This is a genomic window from Mesorhizobium sp. M0904 (assembly GCF_040319475.1).
Taxonomy (GTDB): Bacteria; Pseudomonadota; Alphaproteobacteria; order Rhizobiales; family Rhizobiaceae; genus Mesorhizobium.
In genome coordinates this window covers 103,946-124,690 of record NZ_JAMYOC010000012.1, presented here as the reverse complement: position 1 = coordinate 124,690, position 20,745 = coordinate 103,946, and the positions used below count along the sequence as shown (strand labels likewise).

20 protein-coding genes, 1 tRNA gene and 1 pseudogene are annotated in these 20,745 nt (G+C 63.3%); 10 read left to right on the top strand and 12 right to left on the bottom strand.

What is annotated here, in order from left to right; translation table 11 throughout:
* Window positions 1-190: 190 nt before the first annotated feature.
* The 3 genes and pseudogenes from betI to NKH80_RS14845 form a co-directional block, all read left to right on the top strand.
* Complete coding sequence (betI, locus tag NKH80_RS14855; RefSeq protein ID WP_352992202.1) at window positions 191-886, top strand: transcriptional regulator BetI; 696 nt, start codon at window positions 191-193, stop codon at window positions 884-886.
* A gap of 76 nt (window positions 887-962) precedes the next feature.
* The gene (locus NKH80_RS14850; RefSeq protein WP_352992159.1) at window positions 963-2,264 is read left to right on the top strand and encodes a flavin monoamine oxidase family protein; all 1,302 of its coding nucleotides are present in this window, start codon (window positions 963-965) and stop codon (window positions 2,262-2,264) included.
* A 27-nt stretch (window positions 2,265-2,291) separates the two neighbouring features.
* Window positions 2,292-2,464: pseudogene (locus NKH80_RS14845) on the top strand (aspartate aminotransferase family protein); the annotation flags it as partial.
* Between the two features lie 76 nt (window positions 2,465-2,540).
* Here the strand turns inward: NKH80_RS14845 and NKH80_RS14840 are convergent.
* The 3 genes from NKH80_RS14840 to NKH80_RS14830 all read right to left on the bottom strand — a co-directional run bounded on the left by NKH80_RS14840 (window position 2,541) and on the right by NKH80_RS14830 (window position 4,587).
* On the bottom strand, window positions 2,541-3,041 hold the full coding sequence (locus NKH80_RS14840) for a DUF6496 domain-containing protein (RefSeq protein WP_352476220.1): 501 nt from the start codon (window positions 3,039-3,041) through the stop codon (window positions 2,541-2,543).
* Window positions 3,042-3,163: 122 nt separating this feature from the next.
* The gene (locus tag NKH80_RS14835; RefSeq protein WP_352476221.1) at window positions 3,164-3,841 is read right to left on the bottom strand and encodes a dienelactone hydrolase family protein; all 678 of its coding nucleotides are present in this window, start codon (window positions 3,839-3,841) and stop codon (window positions 3,164-3,166) included.
* An 11-nt stretch (window positions 3,842-3,852) separates the two neighbouring features.
* A complete protein-coding gene (locus NKH80_RS14830; protein ID WP_352805134.1) occupies window positions 3,853-4,587 on the bottom strand; it encodes a phosphoribosyltransferase in 735 nt (244 codons plus the stop codon).
* Between the two features lie 286 nt (window positions 4,588-4,873).
* On the opposite strand from NKH80_RS14830, the gene NKH80_RS14825 reads away from it, so the two are divergent.
* Window positions 4,874-5,302: a CBS domain-containing protein gene (locus NKH80_RS14825; RefSeq protein WP_502895512.1), complete on the top strand. Its 429-nt coding sequence runs from the start codon at window positions 4,874-4,876 to the stop codon at window positions 5,300-5,302.
* A gap of 76 nt (window positions 5,303-5,378) precedes the next feature.
* On the opposite strand, the gene NKH80_RS14820 is transcribed toward NKH80_RS14825, so the two are convergent.
* Complete coding sequence (locus NKH80_RS14820; protein WP_352805136.1) at window positions 5,379-5,993, bottom strand: Hsp20/alpha crystallin family protein; 615 nt, start codon at window positions 5,991-5,993, stop codon at window positions 5,379-5,381.
* A 72-nt stretch (window positions 5,994-6,065) separates the two neighbouring features.
* Between NKH80_RS14820 and NKH80_RS14815 the strand changes: the two genes are divergently transcribed.
* Both NKH80_RS14815 and NKH80_RS14810 read left to right on the top strand, forming a co-directional pair.
* Window positions 6,066-6,503, top strand: a complete 438-nt coding sequence (locus tag NKH80_RS14815) for a DUF2267 domain-containing protein (RefSeq protein WP_352992157.1) — start codon at window positions 6,066-6,068, stop codon at window positions 6,501-6,503.
* Between the two features lie 49 nt (window positions 6,504-6,552).
* The gene (locus NKH80_RS14810) at window positions 6,553-7,023 is read left to right on the top strand and encodes a YbhB/YbcL family Raf kinase inhibitor-like protein (RefSeq protein ID WP_352505044.1); all 471 of its coding nucleotides are present in this window, start codon (window positions 6,553-6,555) and stop codon (window positions 7,021-7,023) included.
* Between the two features lie 24 nt (window positions 7,024-7,047).
* Here NKH80_RS14810 and NKH80_RS14805 read toward each other — a convergent pair whose 3' ends face one another.
* Together NKH80_RS14805 and NKH80_RS14800 are read right to left on the bottom strand one after the other, a co-directional pair.
* On the bottom strand, window positions 7,048-8,523 hold the full coding sequence (locus NKH80_RS14805) for an FAD-dependent oxidoreductase (RefSeq protein ID WP_352992155.1): 1,476 nt from the start codon (window positions 8,521-8,523) through the stop codon (window positions 7,048-7,050).
* A gap of 1 nt (window position 8,524) precedes the next feature.
* On the bottom strand, window positions 8,525-9,580 hold the full coding sequence (locus NKH80_RS14800; RefSeq protein ID WP_352992153.1) for a hypothetical protein: 1,056 nt from the start codon (window positions 9,578-9,580) through the stop codon (window positions 8,525-8,527).
* A 141-nt stretch (window positions 9,581-9,721) separates the two neighbouring features.
* On the opposite strand from NKH80_RS14800, the gene NKH80_RS14795 reads away from it, so the two are divergent.
* Complete coding sequence (locus NKH80_RS14795) at window positions 9,722-10,678, top strand: alpha/beta fold hydrolase (RefSeq protein ID WP_352992151.1); 957 nt, start codon at window positions 9,722-9,724, stop codon at window positions 10,676-10,678.
* A gap of 168 nt (window positions 10,679-10,846) precedes the next feature.
* Here NKH80_RS14795 and NKH80_RS14790 read toward each other — a convergent pair whose 3' ends face one another.
* The 3 genes from NKH80_RS14790 to NKH80_RS14780 all read right to left on the bottom strand — a co-directional run bounded on the left by NKH80_RS14790 (window position 10,847) and on the right by NKH80_RS14780 (window position 16,454).
* On the bottom strand, window positions 10,847-11,428 hold the full coding sequence (locus tag NKH80_RS14790; protein ID WP_352992149.1) for a dienelactone hydrolase family protein: 582 nt from the start codon (window positions 11,426-11,428) through the stop codon (window positions 10,847-10,849).
* Window positions 11,429-11,876: 448 nt separating this feature from the next.
* On the bottom strand, window positions 11,877-13,622 hold the full coding sequence (locus NKH80_RS14785; RefSeq protein ID WP_352805152.1) for an adenylate/guanylate cyclase domain-containing protein: 1,746 nt from the start codon (window positions 13,620-13,622) through the stop codon (window positions 11,877-11,879).
* 408 nt (window positions 13,623-14,030) lie between these two features.
* Window positions 14,031-16,454 carry a hybrid sensor histidine kinase/response regulator gene (locus NKH80_RS14780; RefSeq protein ID WP_352992146.1) on the bottom strand — a complete coding sequence of 808 codons (2,424 nt, stop codon included), beginning with the start codon at window positions 16,452-16,454 and terminating at the stop codon, window positions 14,031-14,033.
* 64 nt (window positions 16,455-16,518) lie between these two features.
* Between NKH80_RS14780 and NKH80_RS14775 the strand changes: the two genes are divergently transcribed.
* The gene (locus NKH80_RS14775; protein WP_352992144.1) at window positions 16,519-16,911 is read left to right on the top strand and encodes a VOC family protein; all 393 of its coding nucleotides are present in this window, start codon (window positions 16,519-16,521) and stop codon (window positions 16,909-16,911) included.
* Window positions 16,912-17,104: 193 nt separating this feature from the next.
* Here the strand turns inward: NKH80_RS14775 and NKH80_RS14770 are convergent, their stop codons facing one another.
* A complete protein-coding gene (locus NKH80_RS14770; RefSeq protein ID WP_352880669.1) occupies window positions 17,105-18,007 on the bottom strand; it encodes a LysR family transcriptional regulator in 903 nt (300 codons plus the stop codon).
* 97 nt (window positions 18,008-18,104) lie between these two features.
* Between NKH80_RS14770 and NKH80_RS14765 the strand changes: the two genes are divergently transcribed.
* Window positions 18,105-18,953 (top strand): SDR family oxidoreductase, encoded by an 849-nt coding sequence (locus NKH80_RS14765; RefSeq protein ID WP_352992142.1) that lies wholly within the window; start codon window positions 18,105-18,107, stop codon window positions 18,951-18,953.
* A 119-nt stretch (window positions 18,954-19,072) separates the two neighbouring features.
* Window positions 19,073-19,495 (top strand): RidA family protein, encoded by a 423-nt coding sequence (locus NKH80_RS14760; RefSeq protein WP_254816612.1) that lies wholly within the window; start codon window positions 19,073-19,075, stop codon window positions 19,493-19,495.
* 316 nt (window positions 19,496-19,811) lie between these two features.
* Here the strand turns inward: NKH80_RS14760 and NKH80_RS14755 are convergent.
* Together NKH80_RS14755 and NKH80_RS14750 are read right to left on the bottom strand one after the other, a co-directional pair.
* Window positions 19,812-19,888, bottom strand: a tRNA-Arg gene (locus NKH80_RS14755).
* A gap of 47 nt (window positions 19,889-19,935) precedes the next feature.
* Window positions 19,936-20,628 (bottom strand): winged helix-turn-helix transcriptional regulator, encoded by a 693-nt coding sequence (locus tag NKH80_RS14750; RefSeq protein WP_254816613.1) that lies wholly within the window; start codon window positions 20,626-20,628, stop codon window positions 19,936-19,938.
* Between the last annotated feature and the right edge of the window lie 117 nt (window positions 20,629-20,745).

The following is a 20,745-nucleotide window of genomic DNA, read 5'->3' as shown; positions in this document are numbered from 1 at the left end:
CCGCGTGCCGGGATCGCTGCCTTCCGCCGATGGCGCCTTCGACGTCGTTCTCTCCAAGGATGCAATCTCGACGAGAACATTCGAATATGGGCAGCCATGCAGAAGGTGCTTGACAGTGGCAAACACCGCCCCACTGATCTTCGCGGCCGAAGCCGGTCGGCTAGCCGGCGATGCTGGAGACCATCACCCGATGAAGACAACAGAGGCGCGCGAAGCCCTCCTCGAACCGGCGCGAAAAAGCGATTCCGATAAGCGCGGCCGCAAAGCGTCGAAAGAGACAAGGCAGGTTCAACTGATCGACGCGACTATCGATTCATTGGCCAAGCGCGGCTATTCGGAAACGACTATGGCCGACGTCGCCGACGGCGCCGGCCTGTCGCGCGGCATCGTCAATTTCCATTTCGAGAGCAAGGAGAAGCTGCTCGTCGCCACTTTGCAGTACATGCATGACGAGTATTCGGCGCATTGGCGCAGCGCCTTGCAAAGGGCCGGCGATGATCCCGCCCGCCAGCTGCAGGCATTGGTGGCGGCCGATTTCGACCGCTCGATCTGCAACAAGCGGAAGCTGGCTGCCTGGTGTGCCTTCTGGGGCGAGGCCAAATCGCGACCGAAATATCAGGCGCTGAGCAGCGCACGCGATGCCGTCTACCAGAACATCTTCATCGATCTTTGCGCGGCGCTCAAGCAGAGCGGCTTCTATGCCTATGAGCCGCAAGTCATGGCGCTGGCGCTCAGCGCCATGCTGGATGGTCTGTGGCTGCATTTGATGATGGGCACCGAGGACGCCACACGCGAGACGGCGCTGCAGGCCGCGAATGAGTTCCTGTCTGCGGCATTCCCCAAGCACTATCCGAACTCCGCAGCCCGCGGTGCCAGGCCGGCGTGAACCATCAAAAAGAGGGTGGACCAGCAATGAAGACAATGATCCGGCCCCTGACATTCGAGAAGATCAAGGCCGGCTAATGAAGTTCAAGATCGAACGAGCCGATGTGGCGATCGTCGGCGCCGGCTTCACCGGGCTGTCGGCCGCGCGTGAATTGAACCACGCCGGCATCGATGTCGTGCTGCTCGAAGCCCGCGACCGTGTCGGCGGCCGCGTCGAAGCCGTGCAGAACGGGCTCGGCGAGCGGATCGACAGCGGCGGCCAGTTCCTGTGCGAAGACATGCCGGAATTGATGGCGCTGGTGCGAGCGCGCGACAAGACATTGGTCGAGACCCATGTCGCAGGCGAATTCGTCACGCAGCCGCGAATGGGCGAGGCGCAAGCCGGGCGCACTTACGGCACCGCGATGCGAATGCGCGAGCGGATGAACGCGATCGCACCGGACGACCCGACTATTGCCGGCTTGACGGTCGCGGCATGGCTCGATCGCCAGGCCGATCCCGACGATGCGAAGGCCGCCTTTCGGTCGATGATCGAGGGTCTGTGGTGCCTGGCAATGGAAAGGCTGCCGCTGTGGTACTTGATCGACAATGATCGCCGCATCACCAACGAGGTGTCGGAGCTGCAGTATTTCGTGGGCGAAACCATGCATTCGCTGGCGGATGATCTTGCGCGGGATCTCGGCGATCGACTGCGGCTGAATACAGCTGTCGAGGCCATTGAGCACGGCCCGGGAGGGGTTCGCGTCGTTTCGCCTGCCGGCGCGATCGAGGCACGAGCGGTACTGGTCGCCGTACCGCCGATGATGGCCTCGAGAGTGGATTTCGTGCCGCCGCTGCCGGCTGCGCTGGAAGGAGCGCTCGGCGTCTGGCAAAGCGGCGCGGTGATCAAGATGCTGGTGCGCTACCCCAAGGCTTTCTGGCGCGACAGGGGCTTGAGCGGCATGGTGATGTGGCGCGACCCGCACGGGCTTTTTGCCTGCGATGCCAGCAGGGACGAGGATCATGCAGCACTTGTCGTCTTCATCGGCGGGCCGCTGGCGCAGCGCTGGCGGGATATGGACGACGCGGCGTTACGCGCAAAGGTGACGTCAAAGCTGGAAGAGGCGCTCGGTATCGAGGCGGCCGGCATTATCGATCTCAGTTATCGCGACTGGACCGGGGATCGCTGGAGCGGCGGCGGTTACAGCGATCTGATCGTCGATGCGACGGCAACGGATGCCGAACGCATTATCCGTGCGGGCGCTCCGCCGGTCCATTTTGCCTCGTCGGAGCTGTCGCCGTCATTTCCGGGCTATGTCGAGGGCGCCATCGTCGCCGGCCGCATTGCTGCCCGAAAAATTATTCAGTCGGCCATCGACAGCAGAGCTTCGGGGTCATAAGCGAGGCGGATCAGGCTGCCGAGCGGGATCGACACGCATTGCCGCGAGCTCGGCCTGCTGGTCAGGCCGCTGATCAATATGTGCGTCATGTCCCGCCGCTGATCATCACGCGCGAGCAGATCGACGACATGGTGTCGATCCTGCGCCAAGGCATTTCGCGCACGATGGACGATCTGCGCCGGGAAGGGGTCTGGCGGGGATATGCGTTTATCACTGGCGATCTCGCCGGTCGTTTGGGCCATATCGGGTTTCCAGGAGGCGAACTGCCGTCCTGAACTATGCGTGCTGTGCCCGCGTTCTGGCGGCCTTCTGCGCCGCCGCCTTCCTTCCGCTGGCGCCTTTCGTCTCGGCGGCCTTCTTTGCGGCGGCCGAGCGCTCCTCAGCCGTCCGGCGCGAGGCCGCACGCTTGGCCTGCTGCGAGAGCGCCTCGTGCGACGCCGTGCTCTTCGGCTCATGCTCGAGCACCTTGGAGACGGCCTTCGAGACCCGCGGGCGGCGTTTCGGCGTGCGTTCGCCCTGGCCGGCCTCATAGGCGTATTCGGCGCTCTTGCGCGTGCTCTCCTTCACCTTGCCCTTTTTGGGCGGGGGCAGGTCTACGCCTGCGCGCCTGGCCTCGGAAAGCCCGATGGCGATAGCCTGCTGGGTCGACCGCGCGCCGTGCTCGCCGCGGCGGATTTTATCGATCTCCTCGTGCACGAACTCGCCGGCCTGGGTGCTCGGCGATTTGCCCTCGCGCTTGTCCTTTCGGGCCTTCTCGATGGTTTTCTTGTCCGGCATTGTCTTTCTCCCACATACGGGTTGCGGCAGCCTTTCGGGTTGCCGCTGCGCGCGGTCTTATGAGGATCATAACGCGTTGAGGACGCAAATGATCCCGGGACTGGTGATCCAAGCCCCGGCTGTCAGGACGTCGACGCCGATCTGTCCGAAACCAGATGGCGCAAGAACCATTGGGTAGCGAGATCCGCGACTTCGTCCAGGGCGCCGGGCTCCTCGAACAGATGTGTCGCGCCAGGGACGATGGCGAGCTCCTTCTCGCCGCGGAGCGCCACCAAAGCCGAGCGGTTGAGTGCGATCACTTGCGTGTCCGCGCCTCCGACGACGAGCAAGGTCGGCGCCCGGACGCGCGGCAGGGCGAGCGCTGCGAGATCGGGCCGGCCACCACGCGAAACCACCGCCGCGGCCTGGTCGGGCCGCTCGGCCGCCGCCACCAGGGCGGCACCGGCGCCCGTGCTCGCGCCGAAATAGCCAAGACGCAACCCCGACGTGTCCGGGGAGGCGGCGAGCCAATCCGTGACGCCGACCAGCCGATCGGCGAGCAGTCCGATATTGAAGCGCAACTCGGCCGTGACCTGGTCGATCCGCTCCTCTTCGGCCGTCAACAGGTCGACGAGGAAGGTGGCGAGGTTCGCCTCGTTCAGCCTTGCGGCCACGTAGCGGTTGCGCGGGCTGTGGCGGCTGCTTCCGCTGCCATGGGCGAAGAGCACGAGGCCGCGAGCATCCGGGGGCAACGAAAGATTGCCCTCAAGCGTGACAGGCCCCGCGGGAACATGAACGACGTGCTCGCTATGCCGGTCCATATCCACCTCCGCTATGGCGATCTGGTGCCGCGCGCCGGACCCGCGCCCGCGTGCCCAGCCAACTCCTCTTCGGAAGCGGCAGTCTTGTCGGAAGCTGCAGGCTTGGGCACGGACCTGGCGAGGAGCGCGCGGACCTCTTCATCGCTCGTCTGCGAGAAATCCACGTACCAGCGCCCGACACCGAGCAACGGCTCTGGTGTCGTCGCGCAAACGACCTCGTCGGCGTCCGCCCGCATCGCGTCGCAAGTGTCGGGGCTACCGACGGGAACGGCCGCGACAATACGGGCGGCGTGGTTTTTTCGCAGCGCCTTGATTCCGGCCCGCATGGTCGATCCGGTCGCAAGCCCGTCATCCACGAGGATAATGGTCCGTCCATTCAACTGCGGTGGGGGTCGCCCGGCCCTATAGAGGTGCTCGCGGCGCAGAAGCTCTTTTTCCTCCTTTGCTGCGACCGCGTCGATGACATATGGCGGGATCGCGAGACCGCTGACGATTTCGTCGTTCAGGACACGTACGCCGGAGGGCGCGATCGCCCCCATGGCCAGTTCCTCGTGGCCGGGGACGCCGAGCTTGCGCACGACGAAGACGTCGAGTGGTGCCTTGAGTGCCTGCGCGACCTCGTAGCCGACCGGCACGCCGCCTCGGGGCAGCGCCAATACGATCACGTCGTCGCGGCCGGCAAAGCGAACGAGCTCCCCGGCGAGCCGCCGCCCGGCCTCGCGGCGATCTGAAAAGAGGACAGCCATGACCTTCAATCCGCGTGCATCTGTTTTCCCGGTGGATGTTCTTTCACCAACCTGCGGCCACATCCCGTGGGATGGCTGCGGCACCGGTATCATTTTGGAACTCGCTCGCTGCCGGGACGTTCCAAGAATAGTTTCGATCGCGAGGTGCCGGGAGGCGCGTTCGCGCGCGGATCGAGAAGATCGTGATCCGTACATGCCTCGTCAGGATAGCTGGCGATCTCGCGATGCGCAGCAGCAGGCGCGGTTGGCGGCTTGTTGCCTCAGCAGTCAGAGAGAGGAATATCCCATGCAAGTTCAGGAGATCATGAGCCGTCGGACCGAACTGGTCGGCCCGAACACGACAATTAGGGATGCCGCCCGGAAAATGCGGGCCGACAATCTCGGCGCCCTTCCGGTCGGCGAGAATGACAGGCTGGTCGGCATGGTGACAGACCGCGACATCGTGATGCGCGGCGTCGCCGAGGAGCGCTCAGCCGGCAACACGACCGTGCGCGAGGTCATGTCCGAGCATGTCTATTGGTGCTTCGACGACGCCGATATCACCGATGCGGCGAAGATCATGGCCAAGCATCAGGTGCGTCGTCTTCCGGTGATCAACCACGACAAGCGCCTCGTCGGCGTCATCGCCCTGGCCGACCTCGGGCGGACCGATGAGGAAGCCGCCAAAATCGCTCTCGAAGGCGTTTCCGAGGCGACGGACAATCCCCGGCGCTAGGGCGCTTGCCCGCAGGTTGTACCGCGCTCGCCGTTTAGCTGAGCACCGCCTGCTCAGGCAGCCTTCAGCTTGGCAACTATCGCGCTTTCACTTCAATGCGGCGTGTCTTGTCCTTTGCTGCGGGGTTCTTCGGAAGCTCGACAGCCAAAACGCCGTTCTTGAAAGTGGCCTGCACCTTGTCGGCATCGACCTCCGCATCCAGGGAGATGGTCCGCTGAAACCGGCCATAACTGCGTTCGCTATAGGTGCGGCCGCCAACGCCTTCCTTGTGCTCCGAACGCTTCTCGCCCGTGATGGAGAGGGTGTTGTCGCGCAGCTTGAGCTCAACGTCCTTCTGCTCGAGCCCCGGCAATTCGGCGGTGACCTTATAGGCTTGGTCTGTTTCATATACGTCGACGCTCGGCCAAAGATCGCCGGCCGTAGTCGCTTCGGCCATTGGCGCAAAGAAGTCGTCGAACAGGCGATCGATCTGCCGGTGGAATGACGTAAGCGGATCTCGTCCGGATGGATAAAGACTTCGGGATGGCGGCCAGGACGCCAAGTCACGGTTTGCCATGGTTCTTCTCCTGTTTTTCCTATTTGCATCGCTCGCCGCCATGTGATCGGCGACAGCAAATAAAACTCGTCCGCCCATGAGGATGTTCCGCACGCCGGCCGGGAAAGGCGGTCCGAAAAACCGCGGAATGCGCATCGGAGAACAACCGGCAGGTAGGACTGTTTGGTCACATCCGCCGTAATCGGATTTGAACGGAAGGAGGATTCGATGAACGCCACCAGACTCGACGTATTCGACAAGACACTGCAGACCACGAACATCTGGCTCGACGAGATCATGGACGAGATCGGACCGGATCGGCAGGTCGCCTGGCACGTTCTCGGAGCGGTGCTGCACGCCCTGCGCGACCGTATGCAGCCGGATCTTGCAGCCCACCTCGGCTCGCAGCTGCCGATTCTGGTGCGCGGCGCCTTCTATGACCAATATCAACCTTCCAAGGCCCCCGAGAAGGTGCGGTCGCTCGACGAGTTTCTGGCCAAGATCAAGGCGGAGCTTGAATTCACCCGTCCGGTCGATTCCAAGGATGCATTCAGGGCCGTGTCCAAGGTGCTTGCCCATCATGTCGGAGAAGGACAGATGCACAAGGTCTGGGAATCCCTGCCAGGAGAGATCAGACGCGTCGCCGAAGCTCAGCAAGCGGCGTGAATGGCGCCGGCGCGGGTTTCTTGGTCGCAATCTTCTTGGGGAAACAGCAATGCCACTCACCCTTATCAGCCCGGCGTTCCCGGCAGGCGGAAAAATTCCCGAAAGGTATACGCGTGACGGCCAGAACGTCTCGCCGCCACTGAAGTGGTCCGGTGTTCCGGATGGTGCCAAGAGCCTTGTTCTTGTCGTGTTGGATCCCGATGCGCCAAGCGGGACTTTCGGGCATTGGGCGGTATTCAACATCCCGCCCGATGCCGGCGAACTCGCCGAGGCAGCAGACGGCAAGCCCGGTCCGTCGGCACTCAGGCAGGGCACCAACGATTTCGGCAATGCCTATTACGATGGCCCGCAGCCGCCCGTAGGGCATGGCGTCCATCATTACCATTTCCGGCTGGCCGCGCTTGATGTGCCGAGCCTCAGCGTACCGGGACAGGCGGGCGTGCATCAGGTCTGGAAGCAAGCCCAGAAACACGCATTGGAGGAGACGGAGTTGGTCGGAACCTACGAACGGCCGGCGTGACGCGGAGGGCGTCGGTCGCCGCCTTCACAGCGTAATCTGGGCAAGCGGTTTTCGGGCAGGGCCGTGGATGACCGAACCATCGGCCGCGAAGATCGAGCCGTGGCAGGGACAATCCCAGGTGTGGTCCGCAGTGTTCCAGGTTACGGTGCAGCCCTTGTGGGTGCAAGTCGCCGAAACCGCCTGTAGTGCGCCTTCGGTGTCTCTCCACGCCGCAATCTTTTCCTCTCCCCTGACGATCACGCCCCCCATACCAGGCGCAATGTCGTGGGTGCTCGAGACGATCGATTGACTGCGGCCGTTCTTGTGGAAGTCCTCAGGATGGGGCCGGGCCGGATCGTAGAGTTTTTGCCATGGGCTCGGGCGGCCGCAGATCAGGTCGGCGATCATCGCGCCCACGGCCGTCCCGTTGGTGATGCCCCAGGCGTTGAAGCCGGTGGCAATGTGGAAGCCGGCTGCCTTGGCGGGATCGGGCTCGCCGGCATATGGAATCCTGTCGGCCGTATCATAATCCTCATTGCACCAGCGCCACGCGACGTCGCCGACCGAAAGGTTCTTTCTTGCCCATTTTTCCAGTTCGACAAACCGTTTGGCCACGTCGCCGTCCCAGCCGGTGTTGAACTTGGGGCCGAGCGCGACCAGCAGCGGGCCTTCGGCATCGTGGCCCGTGCGGATGGAATGCGTCGGATCGTCGATGCCGATGAACATGCCGTCGACAGTGAGGGGATCGTCGATCCGAAAGGCCATGGCGGTGTGGCAGCGCGGTTGCGTCCGGTTCGCCATGCCGATGGGGCTCTTCACCGTCATGTTGGTGGCGACGACGACATGCCCGGCATCAACGGCGCCGCCATCGGTGACGATGCGCCAGCGGCTTGCCTCGTCGATCGACGTGGCGCGGCTGTCTTCGAAGATCCGACCACCATGGGCCGTCACCGCTTCCGCCAGGCCAACCAGATACATCGCCGGATTGAACTGCGCCTGGCCAGAAAACCGTAGCGCGGCGGCCGTTTCGAAAGGCAGCGGCGCGTGGTCGAGGATCTCGGCCTCCAGCCCGACCTGGCGCGCGGCCTCGGCCTCGGCCGCGACCTCCGCGCGCCGGCTTTCATCGCAGGTGTAGGTGTAGGCATCCTTGCTCTCGAGATCGCAGGCGATGGCGTACTCGCGAACCCAATCGCGGATCTGTCGGGCGCCGGCGGAATTCGCATCGGCGTAGACCTGGGCCAACTCCGGGCCGACAGTGTCGATGAGATGACGATAGATCAGTGCATGCTGCGTGGTGATCTTGGCCGTCGAGCGGCCGGTCACCTGGCCGCCCGTGCGCAGGCCTTCAACGACGACCACCGACCGGCCTGCCTCGCAAAGGCGAAGCGCCGTCGTCAGCCCGACAATTCCAGCACCTACGACAACGGCGTCCGCACGGATCGAACCTTCGAGCTGGGGATAGTTCCTGGATCTGGCTGCCGCTACCCAACAGCTTCCCGGTTTTCCCAAGAGAATGGCCATTTCAACCGCGCTCCTTGCGTCTCGATGCACTTCCATCGACAACCGCGCCAGCAGGGGAACGTTCCCGAGCTTGGTTGCTTCTTTCAGTCATTGTCCCGCCACCCCGGGTCAGAAAAGCACCGGGAAGGCGCGAGGTGCAGGCCATCACCCAGGTGATCGCCTCGCGGTCGTATTCGTCGCCGGAGCGCCAGTCCTCGAAGAAGGCATTCAGCCTATCGACACGCCCCGGCCAGATGCCGGCGGCTTGCAGGCCGAGCGATACGCCGTAATTGGTGAAGGCGAACTTGGTATCGCGCAGCCATGGCGCGCGGCTGAAATAACCGGGCGGGTCGACCCACATCGTTTCCAGGGTTCGTAGCGAACGCCTCGTCTGGGCCTCGGCCCACGGCTCGTCGGGAAAGAAATGGGCGAGCCACAGCATCATGCCGAGGCCGAGGTCCTGGTCGACGTCGAGTGTGCGCCAATCGCGCTCCATCAGGTCACGCATCTGCGCGATCTCGGGCGCCAGTTCCTCTTCGTCGAGCATCCGATAAGAGACGTAGCCGTCATAGGCATCCATGCTGCCGAGGCCGTAGCCGGGGTAAGGACCGCTCAAATCCTCCTGCATCTTCCAGATCACGCCGCGGCCGGGGACCACAAATGCCGGGTGAATGTCCCGCGCCAGCGTAATGCCGCGCTTGCGGTATTCCGGCTTCAGATCGCCGAGACGCGCCAGGGCGAACAGCCACATCGCCAGATAGTGGAAATACTGGCCGTCGCGATCCGGCGCTTCGCCGATCCTCAATCCGCGCCGGCGGCCGAGCACACGCTCGACATCCACCACCAGCCGCTCGGCCTCGTCCAGCCAGCGCTCTTCGCCAAGTTCCGTGTAAAGCGAGACGTAGAGCACGACCCCGAATGCATCGGTCCACAGATATCGCAAGCCGTTGGGCCAGATGCCTTCGGCGCGCATCCAGTCGAGTTTTTGCAGGACATAATCGACGTCACGCAGCATTGCGCCAAGCCCCGAATCCACGGCAGACTTTGCCGATGTTCGGTTCCATGCGATTGCGAGCATGCGGCATATCTGCCTCAGGTTGATCTGGCCAGATGTCGCCAAACGATCTGATCGGCGGCGGGGTTCCTTGGTCGCTTCCACCGCCGCGACCGGGAACCCTCGACCTGATCATGAGTTTCGGGTCCAGGCGCTCACAACGGGATGCGGGAGGTTACCAGTCATTTTCGGAGCCTTTCAATCGAGGAGGCAAAGTTGCGACACCGCCAAATCAGAGTTGACGGAATTACTGTCTTCTTTCGCGAGGAAGGCCCGGCCGACGCTCCCGTGCTTCTGCTGCCGCACGGCTATCCCTGTTCCTCTTATCAGTTTCGAAGGCTGATGCCCGGACTGGCTGATCGCTGGCACACGTTCGCCCCGGACTTTCCTGGCTTCGGCTATAGCGCTACGCCCGACATGGCTGCATTCGGCTACGATTTCGAGACCTATGCCGGGTTTTTGGCGGCTTTCGCGGACACGCTCGGCCTGTCCCACTATGCGCTCTGGCTGCACGATTACGGCTCGCAGATCGGATTGCGCCACGCCATCGCCTATCCGGAGCGCGTTGCCGCGCTTATCATCCAGAACGGCGACATCTACGAAGACGTGCTCGGCCCGAAATACGCAGCCATCAAGGCGTATTGGAACGACAAGACGCCCGACAAGCATCGCCCGCTGGAAGAAGCAGTGAGCGAGGAGGGCTTCCGGCACGAGTTCATCGGTCAGGTTGGCGAGGCCGTGGCCGAGCGCGTGCCACCGGATCTGTGGAAACTCCATTGGCCTCTGATGGACACGCCGCCCCGTCGGCGGCTCGCGGTCGGCCTGATGGAGAAGCTGGAGGCGAACCTCAACTGGTTCCCGAAATACCAGGCTTATCTGCGCGAACGGCAACCACCGACACTGATCGTCTGGGGTCCTGCGGATGGCTATATGCCGGCCGCATCCGCCCGCGCCTACAAGCGCGACTTGCCGCAAGCAGAACTCCATCTCCTCGATGGCGCCGGCCACTGGCTACTGGAAACCCATTTCGATGAGGCGCTTGCGTTGGTGCGCGACTTCCTCGCACGCGTTCACAGCCGAGCACCGATGCAACCGTCTGGTAACCTGTTGAAAACGTGGTGATCCCGACAGGGATTGAACCTGTGACCTACAGATTAGGAATTTGGGTGCCGGGGCCGGCGTCCGGAAGCCCTCCAGGGAACGAACGCGCGGGTGGTGATCGCGAATTCGACCCTATGGAGATTTGACGAGAACTGCCAATACTCCTCAATGAGGCCCTCGCCGACATGGTCAGACACGGTCCAGGAACTCGAGCACCCGCCGCGTGAGCAGTGCGCTGGCAGCCGCGTCGTACGACGGCAGCGAGCTGTCGGCGAAGTAGTGCTGGTCGCCGGGATAGAGGAACAGCTCCGCGTCCTCGACCTTCTCCACGATCTCGCGAGCGGCGTGTATGTCGCCCTCGCCGATGAAGATCGGGTCGTTATCCATACCGTGGATCTGGACCGGGACGCCGTCCGGCCAGGGTCCGAACGCCCACTCGCCGCTAATCGGCAGACAGGAGTGGAAGAGCAGGGCTCCGCAGGCACCGGGTCGTGTCTGTGTGAGCTTCTGCGCCGGCAGTACGCCGAACGAGAATCCGGCGTAAACGAGCTCGGGCGTCAGTTCGTCGGCGACGCGGACGCCGCGCTCCCGCATGTCGTCGAACCCGATCTCACCGATGTAGGCGAGACCCTCGTCAATACTCTGGAATGTGCGTCCATCGAACAGGTCCGGCGTATGCACGGTGTGCCCGGCTGCCCGCAGGTCGTCAGCGAACGCGCGCACGCCGGGAGTCAACCCTTGTGCGTGGTGGAACAGCAGGACCTCGGCCATGGGAGCCTCCAGGTGGGACGTGGATTGCGGCGATAATTGCGAATCGCTTCGCAGAGCTGCAAGCGATTTCGCTGTGCATCGAAGAACTTCCAAATGATGACAAGCCTCGGCGCATCGTCTTTTCCCGGTGTGACGACGCGGGGCCGATCTACACCAACAGACAGGCGGCGACGAAAATGCTTTCCGGCGTTAGCTGCATCCGCCAGACGGACGCACCGCGACGGTAATGTCTTGGTTCGAATTCCACCAAGGTCAATTTTGGGTCACCACGAAACGCTATCCTACGAAAGTGCCACGAGAGCTCGCCGGCTGTTCACAGCTGCTCTACGCGCTCGGTCCTCGACAAGCCGGCCAGAGAACTATCCTTCCTGAAGCGACGCGGGATCAAGGGGCGCGTCGCCTGGCCGGACGTGACGCGCAGGAGAGGGCATCTTTGCAACCGCGACGATCACTCCGGCACGCCGGCAATACCCAACGCTTCGACGTAGTGCTCGGCGAACACCTTGTCCCGCCACGGGTTGATCTGCCTCTGCAGGCCGAGCGTGTAGGTCGGGAACGCCTCCATCAGCCGCCGCGCCGCCGCCTGCGCTTCGTCCAGCCGGTTGAGTTTGACCAGCGCCATGATCACCACCCGGTGCGAGGAGCCGTAATTCGGCATCTCGCGCAGCGCTCGTTCTCCCCAAGCCAGCGCTTCCTCGTAGCGTTCGAGCATCAGGTAGCTCATCCCGATGCCGGAGAGCGCGATGCCCTTCTCGGGGTCGACCGGGCTCAGCCGCATCGCCCTGTGGAAGTGCTCGATCGCAACGAGGGGGTGGCCGGAATGGGCGTTCACCCAGCCGCTGCCCGTATGGCCCTGCGCCGAATTGGGGTTGAGGAGCAGGGACCGTTCGATCGTGTCTAGCGCCGTCTCGTAATCCTTGGCGCTGTAGGCGATCACCTGCGCGGCGAAACGCAAGCTTGTCGGGTCGTCTCGCGCGTCCGCCAGCACCTCGCGGGCCATGCGCACGGCGACGCGGATATCGTCGGGCTCGTGCCAGCACTGACTCACCGACAGGCTGCGGATATAGGCACCGAGTGCCTTCGCCAGGGTGAAGTCTGGGTCGATGCTGAGCGCCTCGTTGGTGAGCCGGCGCACGTCGGCGAAGCCTTCGCGCGTCATGCTGTAGAAGCGCGGCAGCGCACGAAGGTAAAGGTCGTAGGCACCGATGTAGTCGGTCGGCTTCATGCGCGCCTGCTTGATCTCCTGCAGCCGGATGCTCGGTTCGACAGCGCCGACGACGCTCTCGGTCACCTTGTCCTGCAGGTCGAAGATGTCGCTCACGTCGCCCTCGAAGCGGTCGGCCCAGACATGGTGTCCGCTGATCGCGTCCACCAACTGCCCACTGATGCGCACCCGCGATCCTGCTCTGCGGATGCTGCCTTCGAGCACGTAGCGGACGCCCAGCTCGCGCCCGACTTGGCGCAGGTCCACCGCCCGGCCCTTGTAGGTGAAGGACGAGTTGCGGGCGATCACGAAGAAGGAGTTCACCCGGCTCAATCCCGTGATGATGTCCTCCACCAGCCCGTCGGCGAAGTATTCCTGGTCGGGATCGCCGCTCATGTTGGTAAAAGGCAGAACCGCGATCGAGGGTTTCGCGGGCAGCGGAGGCGATGCAGCCACCGAGGCGCCGGCGTCGGTCTCGACGCGGTAGGCGCGCACAGGCCGCTCGATGTTCTTGAGGCGCAGATTGCCGAGCGGCGTGAAGCCGCAGTCGAGCTTGCCCTGAAGGTGGTCGTAGGCGGTGCCTGAGACGACCACGGTGCCGGGGTCGGCGATGCCGTCCAGGCGGGCTGCGATATTGACCCCGTCGCCGTAGAGGTCGCCGTCCTCCTCGCAGACCACGTCGCCGAGATTGACGCCGATGCGAAAGCGAATCCGCTCTTCCTCGGGCATCTCCGCCTCGTGTTCTGCCAGGGCCTGCTGGATCGCCATCGCCGAGGCCACCGCGTTGACGACGCTCGCGAACTCACACAGCATGCCGTCGCCGGTGAGCTTGACGATCCGACCCCGGTGCTCAGAGACCAGCGGTTCGAGCAGGTCCTTGCGGTAGATCTTCAGCCGCTCGAGCGTGCCGCGCTCGTCGCGCTCCGTCAGGCGCGAATAGCCGACCACGTCGCAAACCATGATCGCTGCGAGGTGGCGCTGCGTGGTCATTGCACCGCTCGACCAAGCGCCTGCGCGCGGGCCGCCCCGCGTCCATGTCCTGGCACCTTCCAGACGCCCCATGTGCATAGTATCCGTCTCTCCCAGTCGCCGCCGGTCGCCGATACAGAACGGAAAACGCAGCTCGACTTTGCCTTCACGAGATTTCGCTATCCCGCTTGCGAGGCGTGGAGCGATCCAGTCGCCGCGCTAACAGCCAACCGGCGATACGCCCACGCAGCCTCTGGGGACGCTGACACGGCACTCCTCCCAGAAGGCCGGAGATATTTACTGCCCTTGGTAACCGGTTGACGCCACCGTGGCGGTGTTTTTGTCACCGCGATGTAACAGCGAGATGCCTACGAACGCGCATCGGGCATCACACCAGACGTTCGCGCTTAGAGGTGCTGAGGTCGTTGGCTAGCGCGGACCGTCTGCCAACGAGCTTAGTGCCCGGCGGATAGAATCGCGCGAAAATGGCTTCTCGACAACTGGTCGACCGGCCCGTTCAAGGAAGCGCGCCGCAGCGCCGCCGAGCGTGTCGCCGGTAACGAAAACGAATCGCTCCGCCATGCCCGGGGTTGCCTGACAGGCCCAGTCGAACAAGGCGGGGCCGTCGATGTTCGGCATCCGCAGATCGCAAAAGATCACATCGAAAACAGCACTCATCAGCGCTGCCTTGGCACCGGCACCGTCCTCGACGATCCTGACGGCAAAACCTTCAGCCTCTAGTAGTTCTGCCACCGTTTCTCCAACCTCCCGCTCGTCATCGACCACAAGGGCGGTACAACCGATGTCCGCGACCGAGTGAGCCGCAACACCTTCGACTGAATCTGACGAAGTGCAGGCCTCCACCGGCAACAGCAACCGGAAATGCGCGCCGTCCGCACGGTCAAGCAGGGTCAGCCGTCCATTGTGCGACTGCACCACGCCGAGCGAGAAAGCGAGCCCGATCCCGGTGCCCGCACCCTGAGCCTTGGTGGTAAAAAACGGATCGAAAATGCGGTTCCGGATCTCGGCGGGCACACCGGGGCCATTGTCGGCGATCACGATCTGGAGGTCATTGCCTTCAAGCGACGTTTCGATCTCGACCCGCCGCGGTGCCGGTATCTCCTGCAGGGCGTGTTGCGCGTTGACGATCAGGTTGTAGAACACCTGATGCATCTGGTCAGGGTCGACTTCCAAAGGCGGCAGGCCCTCGGCGAGCCGGCATTGCACCTCGATGCCTGCCGTGCGCAAACCGTAGCCGGCGATGTCAAGAACTGCGCGGATCAGATCGTTGACGTCGGTACTGCGGCGCTCCGGCTGGCGTTGTCGCGCCATTGCCAGGAAAGTCTTCACGATGCGCGCGCAGCGCTCGGCGGCGAGTCTGATCTTGCCGGCCCGCTGTGCGTGGGCGGTTCCGGCTAGAAATTCTTCCAGCAACTGGGCCTGCGCGACGACGACCGCCAAGGGGTTATTGAGTTCGTGCGAAACGCCGGCAAGCAGCGAACCAAGTGCATTGAGCCGCTCGCTCTGCGCCAATGCCTCGCGCGACCGCGCCAGTTCGGCTTCAGCCGCCTTGGTTGCGGTGAGATCAAGAATGCTGCCGACGATCACCGGTCGGTCGTCCATCTCGATGTGGCGCCAACTCAGCGACACGGGAAACACGGAGCCGTCCAGACGCCGAAGTTGAGCCTCCACGCCGTCGGCGCGCGGCTGCTGACGTGACAGGGCCTTGAGGCGCCGATAGTCTTCCCGTGTGGCGAACCAGCGGTGCTGGCGGAAGCGGTCCTCGTCACGGGGGCCGATACCCATGATCTCGCGGAAGGCGGGATTTGCGGTAATCAGGTGCCTCGTTCGCGAGTCTATGAACACGACCGGAACCGGATGATGGTGAGTGAGGTCTCGGAAGCGCCGCTCGCTTTGCTGCAGGCGCTCGGCCGCGCGCTTCTGCTCGGTGATATCGATATCGAAGCCGCCGATGCGCGCCTGTTGCTGATCGGCCCACAGCACGGGAAAGCGAACGACAAGGCTCCAGGCATAATCGACCGCGTTGCTTAGAAATTCCTCGATTGCAATCGCCTGTCCCGATTCCAGCACGCGGCGATCGTTTTCCGCGATCATCGCGGCCTCCTGCGGCCCGAAAATGTCGGCCGCGCTTAGTCCGATCGCGCTCTCGGCTGGCCGGCCGAAGACCTTTCCCATTTCCGGATTGGCGACCAGATAGCGTCCGTCGGTATCCTTCAGGTACATGCCTACGGGAGCATGCTTCATGAATGCCGCCAAGCGGGCTTCGCTGGCACGCAGAGCTGCGTCGGCAGCGTGGCGCTGCGACAGGTCGCGCAAGCTCGCCGTGAAGAAACGACGTTTGCCGCTCCGGGCTTCGGTGATCGTGAGTTCCACCGGAAACTCGGTGCCGTTCGCTCGCATGGCAGTCTGCTCTGTGCGACGCCCGAGCAACCGCGGGGCGCCACCCGCAAGATAGGCGGCAAGCCCGTTTGCGTGCGCCTTGCGCAGATGCGGCGGGACGATGAGCTCCGAGATCTGTCTGCCGACCGCTTCAGCGCGCGAATAGCCGAAGGTCGCCTCGGCCGCCGCGTTGAATTCCACAACCAATCCGGCTTCGTCCGTGACGATCACGCAGTCGAGCGATGAGCGAACCACCGAAGCGAGGATCGCCTCTTGGAATGCGTTTCCGGCGTCGTCTTCTTGCAAGGGCGGGCTCCGTGACGACCGGTCGGAACGCTGGCCGTCGGGCTGGCAAGGATGACGATTATCGTGAGTTCCGGCAAGATGCCTGAATCCGACCGCAGTACGGTGCGGGGTGGGGAAACGCTTGCACCAGCAGGACAGGAGCGCCATTTGCTGACCCTCATGGCGCGTTTCGAAACCTGCCGTTCGCGCTATGACCTGATGCGACCCTTCTTTGCTCCGAGCGCCTGACCGCGATGCCGCGATCTCGTGGTACACCGAAAAGCTGGATTTCAGAGTCGTGGATACCGTACCGTCTGGCGACGATATGACCTTCGTCTTTCTTTCGCCGGCAGTGGATGACGGCTTCCGCCTTGAACTTCTGGCAGGCCCCGGCGCTGCCGAGCGCCCCGTATACGCGGATCTTGGCGCCAGCCTCGGCCTGTCGGGGTGGCATCACCTTTGCCTTCGCCTGGACGACGTCGACAAGGCCGTTGCCGAGTTGAAGCGCCGTAGCGTGAAAATCGTGCATGAGCCATTCGATGTTCCGGCGATCAGCAGCCGCATCGCGTTCTTCTCCGATCCTTGGGGCAACATCTTCGAACTGATGCAGCCAGTCACCGCCTGATTATCGGCCAAGGAGTTAGCGTCAAAGGCGTCCTTTTCCTGCGCCATGTCTAACGCAGTGGGTAGGCGCCCACACAGCCCAGCTCAGACACACGGACTAACTTCAGACGCGCATGGCCAAGGAACCGGTGGCGAGGGTAGCTTTGTCCGCAGAGCGGCCGTTCCGCACCAGGGCGTCGGCTTCGTTGATCTGGTTAGGGTTCTTTCTTCGGCAGGTCCTTTACAACATCGAGAAAAGCTCGCAGTGCGGGCGGTACGGCTCGATGTCCGGGGTAGTAGACCGCAACTTCTTCCGGTGCTGGCGTCCACGCGGTCAGGACCTTGCGTAGCCGGCCATCGGACAACGCCGCTTCGGCGGCCCAATCCGCCACATAGGCGATGCCCAGACCCTCTATTGCGGTTTCGACCATCAGTTCCTCGTCATCAAGGACGATGGGGCCGTTTGCCCCGATCACCAGTTCCTGGCCTGCGCGTTCGAACTCCCATCGATAGAGCTTGCCGCTGGGCATACGGTGGCCGATGCAATGGTGGCGTTGCAATTCCTCGGGCGTTCCCGGCTCCCCGAAGCGATCGAGATAGGCGGGCGACGCGATACAGATGAACGTCAACGCGCGTGCAAACGGCACGGCGATCATGTCTTTGGGAATTGATGTGATGAGGCGTACGCCGGCATCGAACCCGCTGGACACGATATCGATGAGCCGCCCCTCGACGACGATGTCCACGGTCACGTCCGGATGGCGCTCCGCCATCTGCGGAAGGACCCGGCGAACGAGAAGCCCGGCCACCAATCGCGGTGCGTTGATGCGGACCGTGCCCGCGACATTGCCCCGGAACCCCGCGACGCTGTCGAGCGCCTCGTCCAGCGAGGCGAGCGCCGGCTGAAGACGGTCGAGCAACCGGAACCCGGCTTCTGTCGGCGAGACGCTGCGTGTGGTGCGGTTCAGAAGTCGCACGCCCATGTGTTCCTCGAGCGCACGCATCGCATGGCTCAATGTGGAAGGTGCCGTGCCGACCTCGTCCGCTGCGCGGCGGAAGCCGCGGTGTGTGGCAACGGCGACGAAGGCGGTGAGATCGTTGAGCGACGGGCGGGGCATTGATGGGGATTTTGCATTATCCCATGCCGATTTCAACGGCTAATGCGCGCAATGCGACTGCCCTATCTCCTGCCTGGATCAATTGGAGAAATGAGAAATGGAAAAGACCTGGCTCATAACGGGTGTGTCTTCCGGTCTAGGCCGGCTGCTGGCGGAGAAGGCCCTGATCAGGGGAGACCGCGTCGTCGGTGCCAGCCGCAGCGAGGACGCACTTCCCGACCTGCGTGCAAGTTACCCCGAACGGCTCCGCATCGTCGCAATGGACCTCAAGGACCAGAGCTCGGTCCGCGCCGCGGTCGACCGCGCCTTCGCGGCATCCGCTCGGATCGACCTCGTCGTCAGCAATGCTGGCTATGGCCTCCTCGGCGCGGCTGAAGAGGCTGGCGATGTGCAGGTCCGGGACATCATCGACACCAATCTCATCGGCTCGATCGCACTCATCCGGGCGGCGGTGCCGCATCTGCGCAGCCAGGGTGGCGGCCGGATTTTACAGGTATCGAGCGAGGGAGGCCAGATCGCCTATCCGGCTTTCAGCCTCTATCACGCGACCAAGTGGGGTATCGAGGGATTCGTCGAGTCCGTGGCGCAGGAGGCTGCTCCCTTCGGCATCGAATTCAGCCTTGTGGAACCTGGGCCGGCGCGGACCGGGTTCGGCGGCAACCTCGCGCGGACCAAGCCGCTCGCGGCCTATGAGGGAACACCCGCCGGTCAGATCCGCGAGGCGCTGGGTGTCTCATGGGTGATCAAGGGCGACCCCGACCGCATGACGGACGCAATGATCCGGCTTGCGGATCAGGATGGTCCGCTCCCGAAACGGCTGGTGCTTGGTGCCGAGGCCTATGCCGGCATCCGCAAGGCACTCGGCGGGCGCATCGAGGAGCTCGACCGGCAGAAGGACATCGCGGTTGCGGCGGATTTCACCGTCGAGGAGCTGGCGCGGCTGTGACCCAACCTTTCCCGCCGATCCAGAGCCGCATGGCACCGGCATGCAGCTCCGCCCGTTGATTCCGATAGATGCCCCCGGCTCCGGCCCGGCGCCGTTATTAAGACAGAAGGGAACACGAGATGCCTGCACGTGACGCCATTTTCCCGGCCAAACGCCACGCGTTATACGATATTCATCGATATTCCGCGGCCATTCGCTCTGGCGATCTTCTCTTCGTGTCGGGTCAGGTCGGGAGCCGTGAGGACGGCTCGCCTGAGCCCGTATTCGAGGATCAGGTTCGGCGGGCCTTCGCCAATATGCGTGAGGTCTTGGCCGCCGCCGGGTGTAGCTTCGATGACGTTGTCGACGTCACCACCTTCCACACCAACCCGGACGAACAGATCGAAACGGTGCTGGCTGTCCGCGCGGAAGAAATCGGCGCACCTCCCTATCCGAACTGGACGGCAGTGGGCGTCAATTGGCTCGCGGGTTTCGATTTCGAGATCAAGGTCATCGCCCGCATCCCTTTGACGACAAGCGGTCAGCCAGCGGACAAGCGATGATCGTTTACCCTGCAATTTTCTGCATCGGCGATTTGGGCCGATTTCAGACCGTCCGGTCAAAGGGGCTGGTTCAAGGATAGCTGCCATTCAACTCCCAACCCGGAGCGGACGTTAACTCCAATCAGCCGCAAGGGAGTTTTGATGGGGCGATTGCTGTTATTGACCCGCCAAGCGTGATCGTCCCTTCGTGCGAACAGTAGACAATCCAATCAACTTCCTCAGAGGTCCAATAACCCTCGCCGCTCGTGCCATAGACGAGGTGCCGTACTAATTGGCAAAAAAGTACGGCACCAATTCGCTAAGTTATTGAAAACTTTGGTGATCCCGACAGGAATCGAACCTGTGACCTACAGATTAGGAATCTGCCGCTCTATCCTACTGAGCTACGGGACCACGCGGCCCGACACATAACCGCTTCGGGACGTTTCGCCAAGGGGCAGTTAGGCCGCTCGCTTCGGCTCCACCGCGAACGGACTCAGGCCGAGCCAGGTCTGCATTTTGCGCGCGATATCCTGGTCGCCCGTCAGAACGACTTTCGCCCCGGCCTTCTCGACGGTGATCAATCCCATCCAGATTTCGGTCATGGTGTGCAGGTCGGTCGAGACGTAGAGATCGACATCGAAGCCCGGATCGTACCAGCAGAGGTCGACCTCGCCGTGCTTCTCGACGATCAGCCACCACGACCGTTTGGAGGCGGGGAGCTCCTGATACAGAAATTGTATCACCGTGCGCCCGTCGGGCAGCGGCGACGCGTTGAGATTGCGCCGCATGTCCCACATCAGCAGCGACGGATCGAGGTTCTTCAGCGACAGCCGCGACTCGACCCATTTCTGCCCCCAAAAACCCATCGCCTCGACGACGGAACGCAGATCCCTGCCTGCCTCGGTCATCCGGTATTCGAAGATGCCTTTCTCGCCGCGTACCTCCTTGCGCTCGACGATCCCGGCCAGCTCGAGTTCCTTGAGGCGTTGCGACAGAAGGGTCGGCGACATTTTGGGGACGCCGCGGCGCAGATCGTTGAAACGGGTCGAGCCCGCCACCAATTCGCGAAGCAGAACCATGGTCCAGCGGGTGCACAGCACCTCCGCGGCCATCGATAACGGGCAGAACTGTTTGTATCCGGACTGGGTCACGATGTTGCCTTCCCTCAAACTCCGCCGGAACCATAGGCCTTTCCCGGCAACGCGGCGAGTACAGAAACTGTACCGGCCCAGTACAGATGGCGGACTGGCTGGCGCCGGCCCTGCCAT

Coding starts and splice junctions, on each gene's coding strand:
- betI (WP_352992202.1), top strand. CDS start 191: ATGAAGACAACAGAGGCGCGCGAAGCCCTCCTCGAACCGGCGCGAAAA.
- NKH80_RS14850 (WP_352992159.1), top strand. CDS start 963: ATGAAGTTCAAGATCGAACGAGCCGATGTGGCGATCGTCGGCGCCGGC.
- NKH80_RS14840 (WP_352476220.1), bottom strand. CDS start 3,041: ATGCCGGACAAGAAAACCATCGAGAAGGCCCGAAAGGACAAGCGCGAG.
- NKH80_RS14835 (WP_352476221.1), bottom strand. CDS start 3,841: ATGGACCGGCATAGCGAGCACGTCGTTCATGTTCCCGCGGGGCCTGTC.
- NKH80_RS14830 (WP_352805134.1), bottom strand. CDS start 4,587: ATGGCTGTCCTCTTTTCAGATCGCCGCGAGGCCGGGCGGCGGCTCGCC.
- NKH80_RS14825 (WP_502895512.1), top strand. CDS start 4,874: ATGCAAGTTCAGGAGATCATGAGCCGTCGGACCGAACTGGTCGGCCCG.
- NKH80_RS14820 (WP_352805136.1), bottom strand. CDS start 5,993: ATGCGCATTCCGCGGTTTTTCGGACCGCCTTTCCCGGCCGGCGTGCGG.
- NKH80_RS14815 (WP_352992157.1), top strand. CDS start 6,066: ATGAACGCCACCAGACTCGACGTATTCGACAAGACACTGCAGACCACG.
- NKH80_RS14810 (WP_352505044.1), top strand. CDS start 6,553: ATGCCACTCACCCTTATCAGCCCGGCGTTCCCGGCAGGCGGAAAAATT.
- NKH80_RS14805 (WP_352992155.1), bottom strand. CDS start 8,523: ATGGCCATTCTCTTGGGAAAACCGGGAAGCTGTTGGGTAGCGGCAGCC.
- NKH80_RS14800 (WP_352992153.1), bottom strand. CDS start 9,580: ATGCTCGCAATCGCATGGAACCGAACATCGGCAAAGTCTGCCGTGGAT.
- NKH80_RS14795 (WP_352992151.1), top strand. CDS start 9,722: ATGCGGGAGGTTACCAGTCATTTTCGGAGCCTTTCAATCGAGGAGGCA.
- NKH80_RS14790 (WP_352992149.1), bottom strand. CDS start 11,428: ATGGCCGAGGTCCTGCTGTTCCACCACGCACAAGGGTTGACTCCCGGC.
- NKH80_RS14785 (WP_352805152.1), bottom strand. CDS start 13,622: ATGACCACGCAGCGCCACCTCGCAGCGATCATGGTTTGCGACGTGGTC.
- NKH80_RS14780 (WP_352992146.1), bottom strand. CDS start 16,454: ATGGCGCTCCTGTCCTGCTGGTGCAAGCGTTTCCCCACCCCGCACCGT.
- NKH80_RS14770 (WP_352880669.1), bottom strand. CDS start 18,007: ATGCCCCGCCCGTCGCTCAACGATCTCACCGCCTTCGTCGCCGTTGCC.
- NKH80_RS14765 (WP_352992142.1), top strand. CDS start 18,105: ATGGAAAAGACCTGGCTCATAACGGGTGTGTCTTCCGGTCTAGGCCGG.
- NKH80_RS14760 (WP_254816612.1), top strand. CDS start 19,073: ATGCCTGCACGTGACGCCATTTTCCCGGCCAAACGCCACGCGTTATAC.